At 63.5% G+C, this 19553-nt stretch carries 17 protein-coding genes; 8 read left to right on the top strand and 9 right to left on the bottom strand.

Annotation, left to right across the window (positions count from 1 at the left end):
- Nucleotides 1-437: 437 nt before the first annotated feature.
- Nucleotides 438-728, bottom strand: a complete 291-nt coding sequence (locus B5526_RS17390; RefSeq protein WP_244562324.1) for a hypothetical protein — start codon at nt 726-728, stop codon at nt 438-440.
- Between the two features lie 305 nt (nt 729-1033).
- Here B5526_RS17390 and B5526_RS17385 point away from each other — a divergent pair, with 305 nt between their 5' ends.
- Entirely contained in the window at nt 1034-2728 is a 1695-nt protein-coding gene (locus B5526_RS17385) for a putative bifunctional diguanylate cyclase/phosphodiesterase (RefSeq protein WP_079545073.1), read from the top strand.
- A gap of 128 nt (nt 2729-2856) precedes the next feature.
- On the opposite strand, the gene phaR is transcribed toward B5526_RS17385, so the two are convergent.
- Nucleotides 2857-3462, bottom strand: coding sequence for a polyhydroxyalkanoate synthesis repressor PhaR (phaR, locus tag B5526_RS17380; protein WP_079539895.1), 606 nt, complete (start codon nt 3460-3462; stop codon nt 2857-2859).
- 311 nt (nt 3463-3773) lie between these two features.
- Between phaR and B5526_RS17375 the strand changes: the two genes are divergently transcribed.
- From B5526_RS17375 to yddG, 3 genes are all read left to right on the top strand, one after another.
- A complete protein-coding gene (locus B5526_RS17375) occupies nt 3774-4952 on the top strand; it encodes an acetyl-CoA C-acetyltransferase (protein WP_079539893.1) in 1179 nt (392 codons plus the stop codon).
- Between the two features lie 164 nt (nt 4953-5116).
- A complete protein-coding gene (gene phbB, locus B5526_RS17370; RefSeq protein WP_079539890.1) occupies nt 5117-5842 on the top strand; it encodes an acetoacetyl-CoA reductase in 726 nt (241 codons plus the stop codon).
- Nucleotides 5843-6007: 165 nt separating this feature from the next.
- Nucleotides 6008-6877: an aromatic amino acid exporter YddG gene (gene yddG, locus B5526_RS17365; RefSeq protein ID WP_079539888.1), complete on the top strand. Its 870-nt coding sequence runs from the start codon at nt 6008-6010 to the stop codon at nt 6875-6877.
- Nucleotides 6878-6991: 114 nt separating this feature from the next.
- Here the strand turns inward: yddG and B5526_RS17360 are convergent, their stop codons facing one another.
- Together B5526_RS17360 and gloB are read right to left on the bottom strand one after the other, a co-directional pair.
- Nucleotides 6992-7426, bottom strand: a complete 435-nt coding sequence (locus tag B5526_RS17360; protein ID WP_079539886.1) for a cupin domain-containing protein — start codon at nt 7424-7426, stop codon at nt 6992-6994.
- Nucleotides 7426-8193: a hydroxyacylglutathione hydrolase gene (gloB, locus tag B5526_RS17355; protein WP_079539884.1), complete on the bottom strand. Its 768-nt coding sequence runs from the start codon at nt 8191-8193 to the stop codon at nt 7426-7428. The genes B5526_RS17360 and gloB overlap by 1 nt, the downstream gene beginning before the upstream one ends.
- A gap of 228 nt (nt 8194-8421) precedes the next feature.
- Between gloB and B5526_RS17350 the strand changes: the two genes are divergently transcribed.
- Complete coding sequence (locus B5526_RS17350; RefSeq protein WP_154071344.1) at nt 8422-9168, top strand: methyltransferase domain-containing protein; 747 nt, start codon at nt 8422-8424, stop codon at nt 9166-9168.
- A gap of 174 nt (nt 9169-9342) precedes the next feature.
- On the opposite strand, the gene B5526_RS17345 is transcribed toward B5526_RS17350, so the two are convergent.
- The 5 genes from B5526_RS17345 to B5526_RS17325 all read right to left on the bottom strand — a co-directional run bounded on the left by B5526_RS17345 (nt 9343) and on the right by B5526_RS17325 (nt 16900).
- A complete protein-coding gene (locus tag B5526_RS17345) occupies nt 9343-10074 on the bottom strand; it encodes a DUF4167 domain-containing protein (RefSeq protein WP_079539881.1) in 732 nt (243 codons plus the stop codon).
- 569 nt (nt 10075-10643) lie between these two features.
- Nucleotides 10644-11528 (bottom strand): peptide chain release factor N(5)-glutamine methyltransferase, encoded by an 885-nt coding sequence (gene prmC, locus B5526_RS17340; RefSeq protein ID WP_079539879.1) that lies wholly within the window; start codon nt 11526-11528, stop codon nt 10644-10646.
- Nucleotides 11529-11703: 175 nt separating this feature from the next.
- Nucleotides 11704-12789, bottom strand: coding sequence for a peptide chain release factor 1 (prfA, locus tag B5526_RS17335; RefSeq protein WP_079539876.1), 1086 nt, complete (start codon nt 12787-12789; stop codon nt 11704-11706).
- Nucleotides 12790-12839: 50 nt separating this feature from the next.
- Entirely contained in the window at nt 12840-15107 is a 2268-nt protein-coding gene (ptsP, locus tag B5526_RS17330; RefSeq protein ID WP_079539874.1) for a phosphoenolpyruvate--protein phosphotransferase, read from the bottom strand.
- A 536-nt stretch (nt 15108-15643) separates the two neighbouring features.
- Nucleotides 15644-16900 carry an aspartate kinase gene (locus B5526_RS17325; RefSeq protein ID WP_079539871.1) on the bottom strand — a complete coding sequence of 419 codons (1257 nt, stop codon included), beginning with the start codon at nt 16898-16900 and terminating at the stop codon, nt 15644-15646.
- Between the two features lie 200 nt (nt 16901-17100).
- On the opposite strand from B5526_RS17325, the gene B5526_RS17320 reads away from it, so the two are divergent.
- From B5526_RS17320 to B5526_RS17310, 3 genes are all read left to right on the top strand, one after another.
- Nucleotides 17101-17568 carry a PH domain-containing protein gene (locus B5526_RS17320; RefSeq protein WP_079539869.1) on the top strand — a complete coding sequence of 156 codons (468 nt, stop codon included), beginning with the start codon at nt 17101-17103 and terminating at the stop codon, nt 17566-17568.
- 17 nt (nt 17569-17585) lie between these two features.
- On the top strand, nt 17586-18356 hold the full coding sequence (gene ubiG, locus B5526_RS17315) for a bifunctional 2-polyprenyl-6-hydroxyphenol methylase/3-demethylubiquinol 3-O-methyltransferase UbiG (protein WP_079539867.1): 771 nt from the start codon (nt 17586-17588) through the stop codon (nt 18354-18356).
- 270 nt (nt 18357-18626) lie between these two features.
- Nucleotides 18627-19523, top strand: a complete 897-nt coding sequence (locus tag B5526_RS17310; protein WP_079539865.1) for an EamA family transporter — start codon at nt 18627-18629, stop codon at nt 19521-19523.
- Nucleotides 19524-19553 lie beyond the last annotated feature (30 nt).

Below are 19553 nucleotides of genomic sequence, written 5' to 3'. Positions count from 1 at the left end.
GCCGCGTCTCGAAGGCCTCATCCTGAGGAGCGGCCTCTTGGCCGCGTCTCGAAGACCTCATCCTGAGGAGCGGCCTCTTGGCCGCGTCTCGAAGACCTCATCCTGAGGAGCGGCCTCTTGGCCGCGTCTCGAAGGCCTCATCCTGAGGAGCGGCCTCTTGGCCGCGTCTCGAAGACCTCATCCTGAGGAGCGGCCTCTTGGCCGCGTCTCGAAGACCTCATCCTGAGGAGCGGCCTCTTGGCCGCGTCTCGAAGGCCTCATCCTGAGGAGCGGCCTCTTGGCCGCGTCTCGAAGGCCTCATCCTGAGGAGCGGCCTCTTGGCCGCGTCTCGAAGGCCTCATCCTGAGGAGCGGCCTCTTGGCCGCGTCTCGAAGGCCTCATCCTGAGGAGCGGCCTCTTGGCCGCGTCTCGAAGGATGAAGCCCCCGCACTAGAAAATCAGATGATTTGCCGCGTCCGGATACCGGCGCGCCGGATCGGCTGCTGGGTCGCGCCGTAGGCGGTCTGCGCGTCGGCCGGCGTCGCCCGCCGCAGATTGCGCGTCTGCGGGACCTGCTCGGCGGTCGCGATCAAATGGGTGATGAAGATCGAATCGGGCCGGGACCGCCAGAGCCGAGCGGTTCGGGTCCATGGTGCCGGCTCCGCCATCGGCATCAGCGCGACGCAAGGAGGCTTGGCATCCGCGAGGACGCTGTCCTCTATCGTGCCTGGTCGATCGGTGTCTGGCATCGCAAATCGAAATCCGGCTGAACTGTCGCGTTTTGGGACGTCGCGCCCGCTTCGATTCCATCCTCGCAAGAGCTATGCCGATCCTCCCCGTTTCGTTCCCGCCCGCGCGATCAACATGGTTTGCAGAATATTAATCAACTTCGTGGAGAGCATTTTCCTACGGAAAATGTTCTCCCTTAATCGTTTGCGCGTATTCTGATCGCAAAACCGGTGGCCACTTTTGCGGAATACGCGCTGGTTCCGGGCAAAACAGGCACTATCCTTAAAGACCGAATCACCCGGCCGTGTCCCGAAACGAGGCGATCTTGACAGCCGCTCTGCCCAAAGCTTCGACCATCCTGGCTTCGCTCGGCCAGGCGGCGTTCGTGTGGGACATCGCGACTGACGCGATCACCTGGAGCACCCACGCCAATGCGGTGTTTTCCGATATCCCGGCTTCCTCGCTGCAAACCGGCGCGGAGTTTGCAAAATTGATCGAGCCGGAGCGCTCGATCCGGACCGACGCGCTTGTTCAATCGCAGCCCTCCCAACGCGGCGGGGGCGCGCCCTACCGCATCGAATATGGCGTGCGGACCTCGACCTCTGTGCCCGTACTCTGGATCGAGGAAACCGGCTGCTGGTTCGCAGGCCCCGACGGGAGGCCTGTGCGCGCGCAAGGCATCGTCCGCATCAACAACGAACGCCGCGCCCGCGACGAGCAGCTCTTGAAACTGTCGCGGCACGATCCCTTGACCGGCGAGCTTAACCGCACCCATCTGGTCGCGTCGCTGGCTGAAGCGATCGAGGAGACCAGCCGCTTCCGCTCGACCTGCGCCTTCATGCTGATCGGCATCGATCATCTGGCGCGGATCAACGACGCGTTCGGCTTCGATGTCGCGGACGCGGTGATTTCCGAGGTGGCGCAACGGATCCGCGGCCGCCTGCGCGGCGGCGACGTGCTCGGGCGCTTCTCCGGCAACAAATTCGGGCTGATCCTGAAGAACTGTACGGTGGACGATATCAATGTCGCCGCCGAGCGGTTCCTGGCCGGCATTCGCGACGAGGTGGTGCCGACCAAATCCGGACCGGTCTCGGTGACCGCCTCGATCGGTGCGGTCAGCATGCCGCGCTTCGCGCGCAGCGCGGATGAAGCGATCAACCGCGCCCATGAAACGCTCGATAGCGCAAAGCGCCGCCGCGCCGGCTCGTTTTCGCTGTGGCGCCCGAATGTCGAGCGCGACGCCCAGCGCCGCGTCAATATCCGCGTCACCGACGAGATCGTCACCGCGCTCAACGAGCGCCGCATCGTGATGGCGTTCGAGCCGGTGGTGGAAGCAAGCTCGCGCAGTACCGCGTTCTACGAGTGCCTGATCCGCATGGAGCAGGACGACGGCCAGGTTCTGCTGGCGCCGGACATCGTCCCTGTTGCGGAAAAACTCGGCCTGATCAGGCTCGTCGATCACCGGGTGCTCGAGCTTGTGGTGGCTGAGCTTGCGAACGCGCCGAACGTGCAGCTTTCCCTCAACATTTCACCGGAGACCACGATGGATCCGGATTGGTGGTCGTCGATCGAATCGCTGATGAGCGCGCATCCGGGCGTCGCCGAGCGGCTGATCGTCGAGATCACCGAGACCGTGGCGATCCAGGATATCGACGATTTGCGCGGCTTCGTCACGCGATTGAAAAATTTCGGCAGCCGGATCGCGATCGACGATTTCGGCGCCGGTTACACCTCGTTCCGCAATTTGCGCAAGCTTGGCGTCGATATCGTGAAAATCGATGGCGCCTTCGTGCAGAACATCGCGCGCTCGGCGGATGACCGCGCCTTCGTGCAGACGCTGATCGATCTGGCGCGGCGGCTGCAGATCAAGACGGTCGCCGAATGGGTGCAGGACGAGGAATCCGCTGGTCTGCTGCGCGACTGGGGCTGCGATTACATCCAGGGCCGCCTGATCGGGCTTGCATCCTCGGAGCGGCCGTGGGGCGCGGCAGCCGAAGCCGTGTTGCCGGCGGCGAGCTAGCTCGTCGTCCCTGCGAAAGCAGGGACCCATACGCCGCGGCCTATCGATTTGGGCAATGGGGTAGACGGCTTTGGTAACAACTAACGCCGGTGGTTATGGGTCCCTGCTTTCGCAGGGACGACAACAACTCACTCGTCCTTCTTCGGCTCTTTCGACATCCGCTCGAGGCGGTCCTGCATTTCCTTCATCTGGCGGCGAAGGTCGTCGATGTTGTCTTCTTCCGGCGCCGGCTCGGGGATCTTTTCCGGCTCAGTGGTGGTGACAGCGTTTCCGGCGCGCGGCGGCACGAACGGCTTGAACATCGAGAAGGTCTGCTGGAACAATTCCATGTTGCGGCGGACATGTTCTTCCAGCGGCGCGAATGGCGTGCCGGAGAACGTGTTGGTCAATTGCTTGCGGAATTTCTCCTGCTCGCGCGTCAGCGTGTCGATCGATTGCTCGAGATATTTCGGCACCACCATCTGCATGCTGTCGCCGTAGAAGCGGATCAACTGCCTAAGGAAAGTGGTCGGCAGCAGATTCTGGCCGGCCTTGTTTTCCTGTTCGAAGATGATCTGCGCCAGCACCGAACGCGTAATGTCGTCGCCGGTCTTGGCGTCATAGACGAGGAAGTCCTCGCCGTCCTTCACCATCGCCGCGAGATCCTCAAGCGTCACATAGGTACTGGTGCCGGTATTATAGAGCCGCCGGTTCGCGTATTTCTTGATCGTGGTGGGTTGGTCTGATTTTGCCATGGGCTCACACATGCACACCGAGGACAAGGAACCCGACGGTACAACCGAGGGGCTAACGAGCAACGCAACGCAACAAAGTAAGCATTTTCAATAAGGTTCCGCCACCATTTTGTGCGGCACGGTTAATTCCAAAGCATAGGCACTGCTCATGAAACTGCCAAGGACGTTATTTTGAATGCGCCGCGGCGCATTTCCGCCCTCTGGCCGATTGACACTTGATGCTCGGCTTAACAGGATGGCACCTGAGAGACAGGCCCGCCATCCGGCCGCCCGCCGTCGAGAATCAAGAACTTCAACCTCAGGAGATGTCCATGTCAGACGATGTCGTCATCGTCAGCGCCGCCCGCACCCCGGTCGGCAGTTTCAACGGCGCGTTCGCCACCATGCCGGCGCACGACCTCGGCGCCGTCGCCATCAAGGCGGCCCTGGAGCGCGCGGGCGTCGAGCCCGGCCGTGTCTCCGAGGTCATCATGGGCCAGATCCTGACCGCGGCGCAGGGCCAGAACCCGGCCCGCCAGGCCTCGATCGCCGCCGGCATCCCGGTGGAAAGCCCGGCCTGGGGCGTCAACCAGCTCTGCGGATCAGGCCTGCGCACGGTAGCGCTCGGCTATCAGGCGCTGCTCAACGGCGATTCCGAGATCGTCGTCGCCGGCGGCCAGGAATCCATGAGCATGGCCCCGCACGCCCAATATCTGCGCGGCGGCGTCAAGATGGGCCCGGTGGAGTTCATCGACACCATGATCAAGGACGGTCTGTGGGACGCCTTCAACGGCTACCACATGGGCAACACCGCCGAGAATGTTGCGCGGCAATATCAGATCACGCGCGCGCAGCAGGACGAGTTCGCGGTCGCCTCGCAGAACAAGGCCGAGGCCGCCCAGAAGGCCGGCAAGTTCAAGGACGAGATCGTCCCGGTCACCATCAAGACCCGCAAGGGCGACATCGTCGTGGCCGACGACGAATATCCGCGCCATGGCGCGACGCTCGACGCCATGGCCAAGCTCAAGCCGGCCTTCGAGAAGGACGGCACCGTCACCGCCGGCTCGGCGTCGGGCATCAATGACGGCGCTGCCGCCGTGGTGCTGATGACCGCCAAGCAGGCGGCCAAGGAAGGCAAGAAGGTCTTGGCCCGCATCGTGTCGTGGGGCCAGGCCGGCGTCGATCCCAAGATCATGGGCACCGGGCCGATCCCGGCTTCCCGCGCCGCGCTGAAGAAAGCCGGCTGGAGCATCGGCGACCTCGATTTGATCGAGGCCAATGAAGCCTTCGCGGCGCAGGCCTGCGCGGTCAACAAGGACCTCGGCTGGGATACCTCCAAGGTCAACGTCAATGGCGGCGCGATCGCGATCGGCCACCCGGTCGGGGCCTCCGGCGCGCGGGTGCTGGTGACCCTGCTGCACGAAATGCAGAAGCGCGACGCCAAGAAGGGCCTCGCCACGCTGTGCATCGGCGGCGGGATGGGAATTGCGATGTGCATTGCACGCGACTAATCGTGCGGCGTTACCTGATGAAAAGATCATCTCGCAACCGCAGAACTTATCGATGATAAAGAAACGCCCGGCTGTGCCGGGCGTTTTGTTCTTGATGTTGCTCAAGCGGCCCGCTTTATTCGAAGCTACATAAAAAGCGTAAAAGCCCTAGGGAAGGATTCGACATGGCACGTGTTGCATTGGTGACGGGGGGTACGCGGGGCATTGGGGCTGCGATCAGCAAGGCTCTGAAGAATGCCGGCTACAAGGTCGCGGCGAGCTATGCCGGCAACGACGCGGCAGCGGAAAAATTCAAGGCCGAGACCGGTATCCCCGTTTACAAATGGGACGTCAGTTCGTTCGACGCCTGCGCCGACGGCGTCAAAAAGGTCGAGGCCGATCTCGGCCCGGTCGACGTCCTCGTCAACAATGCCGGCATCACCAAGGATACCGCCTTCCACAAGATGACGCTGGAACAGTGGAACGCGGTGATCAACACCAATCTCGGCTCACTGTTCAACATGACCCGCCAGGTGATCGAGGGCATGCGCGCCCGAAAGTTCGGCCGCGTCATCAACATCTCCTCGATCAACGGCCAGAAGGGCCAGTTCGGCCAGGTCAATTATTCGGCGGCGAAAGCCGGCGACATCGGCTTCACCAAGGCTCTCGCGCTGGAAAATGCCAAGGGCGGCGTCACCGTGAACGTGATCTGCCCGGGCTATATCAACACCGAGATGGTGCAGGCGGTGCCGAAGGATGTGCTGGAGAAAAGTATCCTGCCGCTGATCCCGGTCAATCGCCTCGGCGAGCCGGAAGAGATTGCGCGCGCGGTCGTGTTCCTCGCCGCCGACGACGCCGGGTTCATCACGGGATCGACGCTGACGGTGAATGGCGGGCAGTATCAGGTGTGATCGTCGTGCCTCGTCGCCGTTGCGACTCGCATTGGCTCTGATTCGTCGTCATGCCCGGGCTTGTCCCGGGCATCCACGTCCTTACCGACGTCGCCACAAGCAAGACGTGGATGGCCGGGACAAGCCCGGCCATGACGGCAAGTTACTTCACCTGTGCCAAGCAAGATGTCCCCTCGCACCGCAACCCTGATCGGACTGACGGCGATCCTGATGTGGTCGCTGCTTTCGGTGCTCACGGTGGCGACCGGCAAAATTCCCGCGTTCCAATTGGCGGCGATGACGTTTGCGATCGGCGCGCTGACGGGATTTCTGACATGGATCGGGCGGCCCGGCGCCTTCGCCGCGCTGCGGCAGCAGCCCACCGCCTGGATCGTCGGGGTCGGCGGCCTGTTCGGCTATCACGCGCTGTTTTTTCTGGCGCTGCGCTTCGCGCCGCCGGCGGAAGCCGGTTTGTTGAATTATCTGTGGCCGCTCTTGATCGTGCTGTTTTCGTCGCTGTTACCCGGCGAGCGGCTCAAGCCGCACCACATCGTCGGCGCGCTATTGGGCCTCGCCGGCACGGTGCTGCTGTTGGCAGGTAACATCGGCGGCGGCTTCGCGGCGGGCCAGGTGCCGGGCTTGATCGCGGCGTTCATAGCGGCCTTCGTGTGGGCAACCTATTCGGTGATGTCGCGCCGATTGAAGTCGGTGCCGACCGACGCGGTCGCGGGCTTTTGCCTGGCAACCGCCTTGCTCGCGGCGCTGGTGCATTGCGCGGTCGAGGACACGGTCTGGCCCGATACGCCAACGCAAGGGCTGGCGATCATCGCGCTCGGCATCGGACCCGTAGGTGCTGCATTCTACGCCTGGGATATCGGGGTGAAGCGCGGCGATATCCGCGTGCTGGGGGCTGCGTCCTACGCGACCCCGCTGCTCTCGACCGCGTTTCTGATTCTGGCGGGCTTTGCCAAAGCGAGCGCGAACATTGCGATCGCGGCGGTGCTGATCGCCGGCGGCGGGCTGATTGCGGCGAAGGATATGATCTGGAAACGCTGACCGTCATTCCGGGGCGCGAACAAAGCGAGCGAGCCCGGAATCTATAACCACGATTGGGGGTTATGGATTCCGGGCCTGCGCCAAGAGGCGCATCCCGGAATGACGGGCGTTAAGTTAACTCGCAGGCTCCCAGTCCTTTGGCGCCAATTCAAACGCCGCAAAATCAAAACCGGGCGCCACCGTGCATCCGACCAGCGTCCAGTCGCCTGTGCTCTCGGCGGCCTGCCACGCGTGCGCGGGCACGATCGCCTGCGGCATTTCGCCGGCAACCAGATCGGGGCCGAGCTTGATCGCGCGCTGACCGCTGCCATCGGCGATCTGCAAGGTCAACGAACTGCCCGCGTAATAATGCCAGACTTCCACCGCGTCGATGCGATGCCAGTGCGAGCGCTCGCCGCGCGCCAAAAGGAAATAGATCGCGGTGGATGCGGATCGTCCGTTTTGATCGGTGCGGGGATCACGAAACGTTTCGCGAAAATGCCCGCCTTCGGGATGCGGCTTTAATTCGAGCCGCGCGATGATGTCGGCGGCGGAGGGTGGCAAGACCATCAGGATTTGTTCTTGCGTTCGCGTATTTCGGCGAACACTTCGACGGCACTTGCGCCTTTCATCCGCACGCCGGCGGCGACCGACGGCTCGTCGGCGCGCAGGAACACGTTTGCCTTTTTCTCGTCGCCGAGCAACGTCGGAATGGTCGGCTTGTTCTCGCTGCGCAAACGCTTCACTTCCTCAGCGCGCGCCTTCAAAGCCGGATTATCCGGCTCGATCGTGAGCGCAAATTTGACGTTGGCCGCGGTATATTCATGGCCGCAATAAAGTTTAAAATCATCCGGCAGCGCCCGCAGCTTCAGAAGCGAATCCCACATCATCGGATAATTGCCCTCGAACACCCGCCCGCATCCGATCGAGAACAGCGTGTCGGCGGCAAACAGCGCCTTGTCGTTGTCGAACACGTAAGAGACATGGTCGAGCGTATGGCCGGGAGTTTCCAGGACCCGCGCCAGCAGGCCGCCGACCTTGACGACGTCGCCCTGGCCGACGCGCTGATCGACATTGGCGATCCTGGCCGATTTGTCGTGGGGGGCGACCACGCGTGCACCATATTTCTGCTTGAGCTCGGCAACGCCGCCGACATGGTCGTGATGGTGATGGGTGATCAGGATATCGGTCAGCGTCCAGCCCTCGCGCTCCAGCGCCTTCTGAACCGGGCCGGCCTCCGGCGCGTCGATCGAGGCGGTCGCCTTGGTCGCGGGGTCGTGAATGAGATAGCCGAAATTATCGGTGAGGCAGGGGAACAGGCGGATTTCGGCGGCCATGGTATCTCCGTGGATGATCTTTTGCTTGCGCGTATTCTACCGCAGATAAGTCTACGCAATCTGCGTAAACTTGATTGCCAGGCAAAACCGGTACCCACTTTTTGCGGAATACGCGCCCGGCGAGAGCGCTGTACGGCCTCATATAGGGAAGAAATATGGCGTTAACGCTGCGACGGCAATGCGATATTGGGGGCGCATGGAAACCGGCCGGCATGTTAGATTAAGCCCATGACCATCGATGTCATCGATCTCCGCGATTTCTATTCGCGGCGCCTGGGCGTCGTCGCGCGGCGGCTGATCAATCGCGGCATCCATGCGCGCTGGCCGAACGCCGAGGGCCAGCGGGTGCTCGGCATCGGCTATCCCACGCCCTATCTCGGGCTGTTCCGGGAGGATAGCGAGCGCTGTATCGCCTTCATGCCGGCGGCGCAGGGCGTGTTGAAATGGCCGACCGCGCGGCCGACGCTGGCAACGCTGGTCGATGAATTTTCACTGCCGCTGCCGGATGCCGCGGTCGACCGCATCCTGCTGATCCACGCGCTGGAAATGTGCGACGATCCGGAAGGGCTGTTGCGCGAGGTGTGGCGGGTGCTGGCGCCGTCGGGGCGGGTGATGGCCGTCATCCCGAACCGGCGCGGGGTGTGGACGCGCACCGACAACACCCCGTTCGGCCACGGCCGGCCCTATTCGCGCTCGCAGATCACGCAATTGCTGCGGCAGACCTGGTTCACGCCGACCGCATGGGGCGAAGCGCTGTTCATGCCGCCGGTCGCCGGCGGCTGGTTCCTGCGCTCGGCGATGGCCTGGGAGCGTGTCGGCGCGGCGCTGTCGCTGCCGTTCGCCGGCGTTCATATCGTGGAAGCCACCAAGCAGGTCTATCGCGCAATCCCCGCCAAGCGCGAACGCACGCGGCTGATTCCGGCGCTGGAGCCGGTGCTGGTGCCGTCGTCACTGCAGCGGCGGGACGAGTTATGATCTCGTCGTCCCGCGAAAGCGGGGATTTTGGTCGTCCCTGCGCAAGCAGGGACCCATACGCCGCGGCCATGCTTTTGGCACGCTGGCTAACGGTTTCTGCGCCAACAAACGATTTTGGTTATGGGTCCCCGCTTTCGCGGGGACGACTCGTGGAGAGTATGCCGACTCGTTCGGCTACTCATTCCCCGGATTGAAATCGTCGCCAGGGGTTGCAGGCGCGGCCACGTTGTCGGGGCGCGGGCCGTGCGGCCGGCGGCGGCGGCGCGGAAAACGCTCGCCGCCATTGCCTTCGAAACCGCCCTGGCCGCCATTGATCTGCGGCTGCGGTCCGGTGATGAACGACGGCAGGCGGTCGACGCTGCCATTGTCCGCGATCGTCGGCTGCGGTTGCGGCTGCGGTTGAAACTGCGGTTGCGGGCGATGCTCGCGCGGCTGATGCTGCTGCTCGCGCGGCTGGTAGGGTTGGCCCTCGCGCTGATGATCGCGCTGGCCGTTGTCGCGCGGCACGAAGGGCTGCGGCTGTACCGGGACGAAGCCGGGCTCCTGGCCGAAATGCGAAAAACTCTCGCCCTCTTCGTCGCCGTCCTCCGCGGCCATCTCATTCTCGGTGCGCGGCTGCGGCTGGTTCTGACGGAACTGCTCCTGAGCGGCGGCGATCAGGCGGAAATAGTGCTCGGCGTGCTGGTAGTAATTCTCGGCCGCGACCGGATCGCCGGAGGAGCGCGCATCGCGCGCCAGCTGCACATATTTTTCCGCGACGTGGGATGCGGTGCCGCGGATCTTGATATCGGGTCCGTTGGACTCGAACACCCGGGTCATCGGGTTCTGACCGCGTCGGTTGTTATTGTTGTTGTTATTGTTGTTCCGGTTACGCATCCGCTTGTTGTTGTTCTGACCGTTTCTCATGTCTCGCCTTTATTCCAGCCCTGAAGTTACAGCTTTGGGTGTTAGCCGTGAGTGGTAGCCTTGGGTGAAGTCCCTAGCCTTCGATTGTCAGCCTCGGATTATCGTTGTCACGCATGGTCCGATCCGGGCACGCCTCACGCGCACCTGGTCGCAGTGCAGTTCAATCCCACACAGAATTCGCAATACGCCGCAGTCAACAAAGACCGGCTCCCCAACAGTCCAGCAGAGATCGCTGGCTGCATCAAATCATTCCGCCTGCCAAAACAAGCACAGGTTTTTCGCGTGATCTTTCAAGCGCAATTTCAGGCTTTCGTTCGCTTTGCGGTCGGAAGCGGCGCAGCACTCTCAGCCATCGCGCTCAAGAAGACCTGCGTTCTGGAACCTTTCACTCGGGCGGGCTCTCGCTCTGAGAACTCTGGCCTCCCCCCGTAATCTCTACAGCCATATTGTGTATGGCGTATTTTCTACGGGGTATCTACGGGGCCAGCAACCCTGGACCGATGTTGTGAGCGGAAGGTAGTCGCTCCCGGGCAATATTCCAAGAGGTTTTTTTGCACCCCAATCGGGCTTTATGGGGGCTTTTTTCGGCCCGCGACCGCCCGCCGGATGCCCGCCAGATCGGCTTTCGGAGGTCCCTCCCGGGTTAACCCTGCCGCCGTCATCAAATCTTCAATCGGCCCGCTTTGGCCCTGTCCCGCCTCCAAGGCAAGTGCACCTCCGGGCGCAAGAAGCTGTACGCTTTGCGGGATCAGCGCGCGATAGGCGTCAAGCCCGTCGGCGCCGCCGTCGAGCGCGCGGCGCGGATCGTGATCGCGGACTTCGGTGGCAAGAGCGACCATTTCCGCGGTGCGGATATAGGGCGGGTTCGACACGATCAGATCGAAATTGCCCGAGAGCGCCGCCGCGTAGTCGCAGGCGACAAAATACGCGCGCGATGCGAGCCCTAAGCAAGCCGCGTTGGCGCGGGCGGTCCGCAGCGCGGCCTCCGAGATGTCGGTGCCGACGCCAAATGCGTCCGGCAATTCCGACAGCAGCGCCAGCAAAATTGCGCCGGAGCCGGTGCCGATGTCGGCGATGCGCAGTGCCCGATTCGGATCAGACGCGGTGCGCAACATTTCCAGCGCGAGTTCGACGACCGTCTCCGTATCTGGCCGCGGCACCAGCGTCGCGGGCGACAGTTTTAGGGATAGGCCCCAGAACTCCTTGTTGCCGAGAATGCGCGCGACCGGTTCGCCTGCAAGACGGCGGACTGCGAAGTTTTCCAGCCTCGTGGCCTCGTCCGATGAGAGAAGCCGATTCGCTGATGTGATCATGGCGGTGAGATCGAGACCGAGCACCGCGCCGACCAGCATTCGAGCCTCGAGTTCGGCCGAATCAATTCCGCTGGACTTGAAGCGCGCGGCGAGCGAACGCCGCGCAGTTTCGATCGTTTGCCCGGCGAACGATTCGGTCACGAGGCATCCTCATGATTGGCGAGGCGCCACAACAATTTCAGTGTCGTCCCTGCGAAAGCAGGGACCCATACGCCGTGACCTATCGATTTGGGCGGTCGTGGTTGGCGCTTCTCGTAACAACAGGGGCCGGTGGTTATGGGTCCCTGCTTTCGCAGGGACGACAAGGGGGCGGTCCTCACGCCGCCGCACCTTGAGCGGCGAGTTGGGCGGCTTGATGCTCGGTGGTCAGCGCGTCGATCAACTCGCCCAGGGCTTCGCCCGCCATCACTTGCGGCAATTTATAAAGCGTGAGGTTGATGCGGTGGTCGGTGACGCGGCCTTGCGGAAAATTATAGGTGCGGATGCGCTCGCTTCGGTCGCCGGAGCCGACCTTTTCACGGCGGTCGGCCGAGCGCGCGGCGTCGACGCGCTGGCGTTCGGCATCATAGATGCGCGAGCGCAGGATGTTCATCGCCGACGCCCGGTTTTTGTGCTGGGAGCGGCTGTCCTGCATCATCACCACGATGCCGGTCGGGATATGGGTGATGCGAATCGCTGATTCGGTCTTGTTGACGTGCTGGCCGCCCGCGCCCTGCGCGCGCATGGTCTCGATCCGCAAATCGTCATTCTTGATGTCGACGTCAACGTCTTCGACTTCCGGCAATACCGCAACCGTTGCCGCCGAAGTGTGAATGCGGCCCTGCGTCTCGGTGTCGGGCACGCGTTGCACCCGGTGCACGCCGGATTCGAATTTCAGTTTTGCGAACGCGCCGCGGCCCTGCACCTCGGCGATGATTTCCTTATAGCCGCCCACGGTGCCTTCGCTGGCCGAGATCACCTCGACCTTCCAGCCCTGCAAGGCCGCAAAGCGCTCATACATCCGGAACAGATCGCCGGCGAACAGCGAGGCCTCGTCGCCACCAGTGCCGGCGCGGATTTCCAGGACCACGTTGCGGTCGTCCATGGCGTCCTTGGGGAGCAGCGCGACGCGGATTTTCTGGGCGAGCTCGAGGCTTTTTGCGGCGAGTGTCTCGCGCTCGGCTTCCGCCATGCCGCGCATCTCCGGTTCGGTCGCGGGGTCCGATATTAGGGTGTCGATGCCGGCGATTTCCTTATTCGCTGAGCGGTAGGCTTTCACCGCATCGATCAGCGGATTGAGCTCGGCGAGCTCGCGGGTGATCCGCACATAGCTTTCCGAATTCACCTGGCCGAGCAACTGCGCCTCCAGCGAAGCGTGGTGCGCCAGCAGGATATCGAGTTTGGCTTCGGGGAGCATGGACATATGAGTAGGTCTCGAAATTGGGAAAGGGGCGTTGTGCGGCCAAAACCTCGCTACAACGACAGCCCCTCAGCCTCGGCAAATGCAGTCAGCTTATCGCGGATCGACACACTGCCGGCCGGCGCATCAAGCAGCGGCATCATCATCGCTTCGGCCTTTTTGGCGTCGAGGTCGAGGATCATCGCCTTGACCGGACCGTGGCCTGTGGCGGAAAGCGACAGCGAACGGTAGCCCAAGGCGATCAGCGCCAGCGCGCCGATCGGTTTCGAGGCCATCTCGCCGCACAGGGAGGCGGATTTCTTCGCCGCATTGGCTTTGCGGACGATATCGCGCAGCGCCCGCAAGATCGGCGCCGACATGGTGTCGAACCGCTCGGAGACCTTTGCGTTGCCGCGGTCGACCGCGAACAGGAACTGAAACAAATCGTTGGACCCGACCGAGACGAAATCGACCCGCTTCAAGAGCTCGTCCATCTGATAGAGCAGCGCCGGAACTTCCACCATGGTGCCGACGTCGATGCGCTCGGGCAGCGCGTGGCCGTGCTGGCGCAGATAGGTCAGTTCGCGCTCGACCATCCCCTTGGCCTGGTCGAACTCGGCGACTTCGGAAATCATCGGAAACATGATGCGCAGCGCGCGGCCGCCGCCGGCGCGGAGCAGCGCGCGGATCTGGCCGCGCAACAGCCCGGGCCGATCGAGGCCAAGCCGGATCGCGCGCCAGCCGAGCGCGGGATTTTCCTCGATCACGGTTTCCATATAGGGCAGCGCCTTGTCGCCGCCGATGTCGAGGGTGCGGAACGTCACGGGCTTTGTGCCGGCGGCGTCCAGCACCGTGCGATACAGCGCGAGCTGGTCGGAGGTGCGCGGCAGGCTCTGGCCGACCATGAATTGCAGTTCGGTGCGAAACAGTCCGATGCCGGCGCTGCCGGTGTCGTCGATATGCGGCAGGTCGATGGCGAGCCCCGCATTGATCATCAGCTCGACAGGCTGGCCGTCCTTGGTGACGCAGGGCTTGTCGCGCAGCGCCGAATATTGCGCCTGGCGCCGCGCGCGGAACCGTACCCGCTCCGCATAGGCCGATTCGATCTCGGCCGAGGGGCGCACATAGATCGAGCCCGAGGTGCCGTCGACGATGATGGCATCGCCGGGATCGGCGATGCCCGGCGCGTTCGGCACCTCGCCGACCGCGGGAATGCCGAGCGCACGCGCCACGATCGAGACGTGGGAATTGGCGGTGCCTTCCTCCAGCACCAATCCGCGCAGCCGTTTGCGATCGTAGTCGAGTAGCGCCGCGGGTCCCATCGCGCGCGCGATCAGGATGGCATTGTCGGGCAATAGCTCCCGCGACGGCGCGTGATCCTGCCCGACCAGTTGCCGCATCAAGCGATGCCCGAGATCTTCGAGATCGTGCAGGCGGTCGCGCAGATAAGGATCGGTGGAACGCAGCATGCGGGCGCGGGTATCGGACTGCACGCGCTCGACGGCGGCCTCGGCCGTCAATCCGGTGGCGACCGCCTCATGCAGCCGGTGCGACCAGCCGTGATCGTTGGCGAACATGCGGTAGGCTTCCAGCACGTCGCGGTGCTCGCCGCTTTCGGCGACGTCCCCGCGCTCCAGCATGCGGTCGAGGTCGGCGCGCAGTTTTGTCAGCGCGGTGTCGAGCCGTTTTATCTCTTTCGGCAGGTCTTCGGCGATGTAATTGGTGATAACGACGCGTGGCTCGTGCAGCACGACATGGCCGAGCGCGATGCCGTCGGACAGGATGGCGCCGGTCTTGTGCAGCGAATGGCGCGCGGCAGGCTCCGCGCCGGGCTGGGCGAGGGCGGAGAGCTCGCCCGAGGCGATCATCTCGGCGAGCACCATCGCGGTGGTCTGCAGCGCCTCGACCTCTTCCTCGACATAGGTGCGCTTGGCGCGGTTCTGCACCACCAACACGCCGAGCGTATTGCCGGCCCGCAAAATGGGAACGCCGAGGAACGAGTGATAAATTTCTTCGCCGGTCTCCGGGCGGAACGAGAACGCCGGGTGGCTTTGCGCGTCGCTCAGATTGAGCGGGGTCGCCTCGCTCGCGACCAGACCGACCAGGCCCTCATGCGCGCTCAGCACGGTGCGGTGCACCGCGTCGCGGTTGAGACCTTCGGTGGCGTAGAGCTCGAGCGTGTTGTCGACGCGCAGCACATAGGTCGAGCAGACCTCGGCCACCATATTGGCCGCGATCAGCACCACGATCTTGTCCAGTCGTTCCTGGGCTGAGACTTGCTCCGCCATGGTTTCGCGGAGCCGTCGCAACAAGACGCGGGGTCCTCCCGACGCGCTCCGCATGCAGCAAATTCCTCCCCCGCGAATCCAGCCCGGCGGGTGGCCGGCGACTGGCGTTAAGCTCACCAAAGACAACAATTTTAATCATTCGGCGCCGCCGCAAGTCCTGAGATCCGGCCGAATCAGGCTCGCCAAACTGTGGCACAGTTTGCGGCGGCTCACCGATCAGGGCCGTATAGCGAATTGAGGCTTGTTTTGCCAAGCAAAACGCCTGCCAGAGCCGATAACGGCTTCGTCAGAGCTATGCTGCGCCCGCTAAGGAAAAATATTTCCATAGTTTGATGACTAAGCGTGAATTCAGTCGTGCAGCAAGCGCAGCTTCACCTCTCCCGCTTGCGGGGGAGCATAGGCCGCGATCGGCGGCCGTTCTTAGGGAAAGAACGCCGAAGCGAAGCTTCGGCTACGGCGCGGAGCGCGGCGGTGGGGGAAATCTCTCCTCGGACTCTGGCGGCGGTTATGCGGCGGCACCCCCACCCCAACCCTCCCCCCGCAAGCGGGAGAGGGAGCGCACCTCCGATGACGCAGCGTTTAGGCCGCTCTCACGCCTGGTCGAGCCCGTAGAGCGTGTGCAGCGTGCGGACCGCAAGTTCGGTATAGGCGGCGTCGATCAAGACCGAGAATTTGATCTCGGAGGTGGTGATGGCGCGGATGTTGATCTTGCGCGCGGCAAGCGCGGAAAACGCCTGCGCCGCCACACCCGCATGGCTGCGCATGCCGCTGCCGATCACCGAGACCTTGGCCACGTCGGTCGCGCTGTCGAGCCGGGCATAGCCGATCTTGCTTTTGGCCGCGGTGATGGTGTCGCGAGCGCGGGTATAGTCGGACGCCGGCACCGTGAAGGTCAGGTCGGTGGTCTTGCCGTCCTCCGAGACGTTCTGCACGATCATGTCGACATTGATGTTGGCGTCCGCCAAGGGTCCGAAGATCGAGGCGGCAACCCCCGGCTTGTCCTCGATCTGGCGGACGGAAATCTGCGCTTCGTCCTTGGTGAAGGCGATGCCGGTGACGACGTGGTTTTCCATGATCTCCTCCTCGTTGCAGATCAGCGTGCCCGGCGGCTGGTTGGCGTGCGGGTCGATATCCTCCGGCTTGTCGAAACTGGAACGGACGAAGATCGGCATAGAGTGCACCATGCCGAGTTCCACCGAACGGACCTGCAGCACCTTGGCGCCCTGCGACGCCAGTTCCAGCATATCCTCGAACGCGATCCGCTCCAGCCGGCGCGCCTTCGGGACCACGCGGGGGTCGGTGGTATAGACGCCGTCGACGTCGGTGTAGATATCGCAGCGGTCGGCCTTGATGGCGGCGGCGACCGCGACCGCCGAGGTGTCCGAACCGCCGCGCCCGAGCGTGGTGATTCGTCCGGTCTGCGGGTAGATGCCCTGGAAGCCGGCAATCACCGCGACTTCCTTGCGCTCGCTGAAACGATTGATCAGTTCGGCGCCGTCGATCTCGAGGATCCGCGCGGAAGCATGGGCGTCGCTGGTTTTGATCGGTATCTGCCAGCCCTGCCAGGAGCGCGCCTGGATGCCGAGCCCCTGCAGCACGATCGCCAAAAGCCCGGCGGTGACCTGTTCGCCGGAGGCCACCACCGCGTCGTATTCGCGCGCGTCATGCATGGGAGACGCCTCGCGGCACCAATCCACCAGTTCATTGGTCTTGCCGGCCATCGCCGACACCACCACGGCGACGTCATGGCCGGCATCGACCTCGCGCTTGACGTGGCGCGCGACGTTACGGATGCGGTCGATATTGGCGACGGATGTGCCGCCGAATTTCATCACGAGGCGGCCCATGACGACGCGTGCATTCCCTGACAGGTTGATTAATGTGAACCGCGCGCAAAACGGTTAAGCGCACGGGCCGAAAGGCGCGTATACATAACGGCGCGGTTTCGGGCAAGCAACCGGGTTCCGGTCGCCGGGGGCGGGGAGCGCCCACCGGCCAGGAACGCGTCGCTTAGGGCGGTGGCGTTAAGGTATTCAGGGCTGAAAGTATGGGGCGTTATATCGACGATATCCTGCAGCCCGGTGAGAAGGTGCTGTATTCGACCAATGCCCACTGGATTTTCTATTTGCCGGCGATTGCGGCCTGGATCGTGGCGATCGTCCTGTTCGCGCTGTCGCGCATGACCGCCACCGAGGGTATCGTGCTGTTGTGCCTGTCGGCGTCCGCCGTGGTCGCGATCGTGGCGCTGTATTGGACCTTGAAGGCCTGGTTCCATCGCTGGACCACCGAGACCGACGTCACCAATATGCGGGTGGTGCACAAGGCCGGCTTCATCAAACGCCGCACCTTCGAGATGAGCCTCGACAAGGTCGAGAGCGTCGACGTCAACCAGACGATCCTCGGCCGCCTGCTCAATTACGGCAGCGTCACGGTGCGCGGCGTCGGCGAGGGTTCCGAGACGATCGACACCATCGCTTCGCCGCTCGACTTCCGCAATCACATCACCGCGCGATAAGGGGTGGCGCGCAAATCATGGCCATGCAGCAGAATTCTTCCGCGAATATTCCCACGCGCACGGCGACCACGGTCGACCCCGCGGAAATCGCCAAATTCTCAAAACTGTCTCAGGAATGGTGGGACCCCCACGGCAAGATGGCGCCGCTGCACAAGATCAATCCATTGCGGCTGAGCTATATCCGCGACGCCGCCTGCCGCAAGTTCGAGCGCAACGTCAAAAGCCTGAATTGCCTGTCGGGCCTGCGCATCCTCGATATCGGCTGCGGCGCCGGCCTATTGTGCGAGCCGTTCACACGGCTCGGCGCGCAGGTGATCGGGGTCGATCCGTCCGCCTCCAACATCGCCGCCGCCAAGCTGCATGCCGACCGGGCGCAATTGTCGATCGATTATCGCTGCACCACCGTTGAAGAGATGGACGTGCGCGAGCGCTTCGACATCGTGCTGGCCATGGAGGTGGTCGAGCATGTCAGCGACGTCGGCATGTTCCTCAACCGCTGCGCGGCGATGCTGAAACCCGGCGGCATCATGGTGCTCTCGACCTTGAACCGCAACTGGAAGAGCTTTGCGCTTGCCATCGTCGGCGCCGAATACGTCCTGCGCTGGCTGCCGCGCGGCACCCATCAATGGGACAAGTTCTTGACCCCCGACGAACTCGCCCAGCACCTCGCCAACAACAAGCTCGCCATCACCGAACAGGCCGGCGTGGTCTACTCCCCCTTCGCCGACCGCTGGAGCCTCTCCTCCGACATGGACGTGAACTACATGGTGGTGGCGGAGGCGATGTAGGTTCTCGTCGTCCCTGCTTTCCTTACCTCGCCCCGCTTGCGGGGAGAGGTCGAAATTCGAGCGCAGCTCGAATTTCGGGTGAGGGGGACTCACCGCGGACGCTTTCATCTTCCGAATTTGCGGGAGCAGCCCCTCACCCCAACCCTCTCCCGCTAAGGGCGGGGCGAGGGAGCGGGCCGCAAGCCTGGCATGCCGCCGTTCCGGTTGACCGCATCCGCGACAGCCTCCACGGTGCCCGCGATTCCCGCCCGCCAACCCCGCCATCCCCCCATGTCCATCGCCACGCTCTGGATTCCCTTCACCATCATTGCTGCGCTGGGGCAGGTGGCGCGCAATGCGATGCAGCGGCAGTTGACGGGGCCGCTTGGCACCTGGGGCGCGACCAATATCCGCTTCCTGTTCGGGTTTCCGTTTTCGCTTGTGTTCTTCGCCTTGGTGCTGTCCGCAAGCGGCGACCATGTGCCGTGGCCGACGGCGGTGTTCTGGCTGTGGCTGCTGCTCGGCGCGCTCAGCCAGATCGTCGGCACCGGATTGATGCTGCTCGCGATGAACGATCGCTCCTTCGTGGTGACGACGGCCTACCTGAAGACCGAGGCGATCCAGACCGCGATCTTCGGCTTCGTGTTTCTCGGCGATCATCTCACCGTGCTCAAGGTGATCGCGATCCTGATCGCGACCGCCGGTGTCGTCATCGCCGCGCTGCGGCCGGGCGCGGAGAAAGGTTTTGCCGATCTGAAGCCGACGCTGATCGGACTGGCCGCTGCTGCTGCGTTTGCGCTGTCGGCGGTCGGCTTTCGCGGCGCGGTGATCGTGGTGCCCGGCGTCTCGTTCGTGACGGCCGCGTCCTACACCCTGGTGCTCGGGCTGTTCCTTCAGACCCTGATATTGACGATCTATCTTCTGGCCCGCGCGCCCGACCTGCTCGGGAAAATCCTGAGCTTGTGGAAGCCTTCGATGTTCGCGGGCTTCGTCGGCGCCTTCGCCTCGCAATTCTGGTTCCTGGCGTTTGCGCTGACGGCGGCCGCCAATGTGCGCACGCTGGCGCTGGTCGAAGTGTTGTTCGCGCAAGGCGTTGCGTATTATTCGTTCAAGCAGCCGCTCTCGGTGCGCGAACTTTCGGGGATTGCGTTGATCGTCGTGGGCGTCGCGCTATTGGTGCTTGCCTAAACCGTCATTCCGGGATGGCGCGAAGCACCA

It is taken from the genome of Bradyrhizobium lablabi, assembly GCF_900141755.1.
Taxonomy (GTDB): domain Bacteria; phylum Pseudomonadota; class Alphaproteobacteria; order Rhizobiales; family Xanthobacteraceae; genus Bradyrhizobium; species Bradyrhizobium lablabi_A.
The sequence above is the reverse complement of the archived record's forward strand: the minus strand, read 5'-3'. Positions and strand labels throughout refer to the sequence as shown.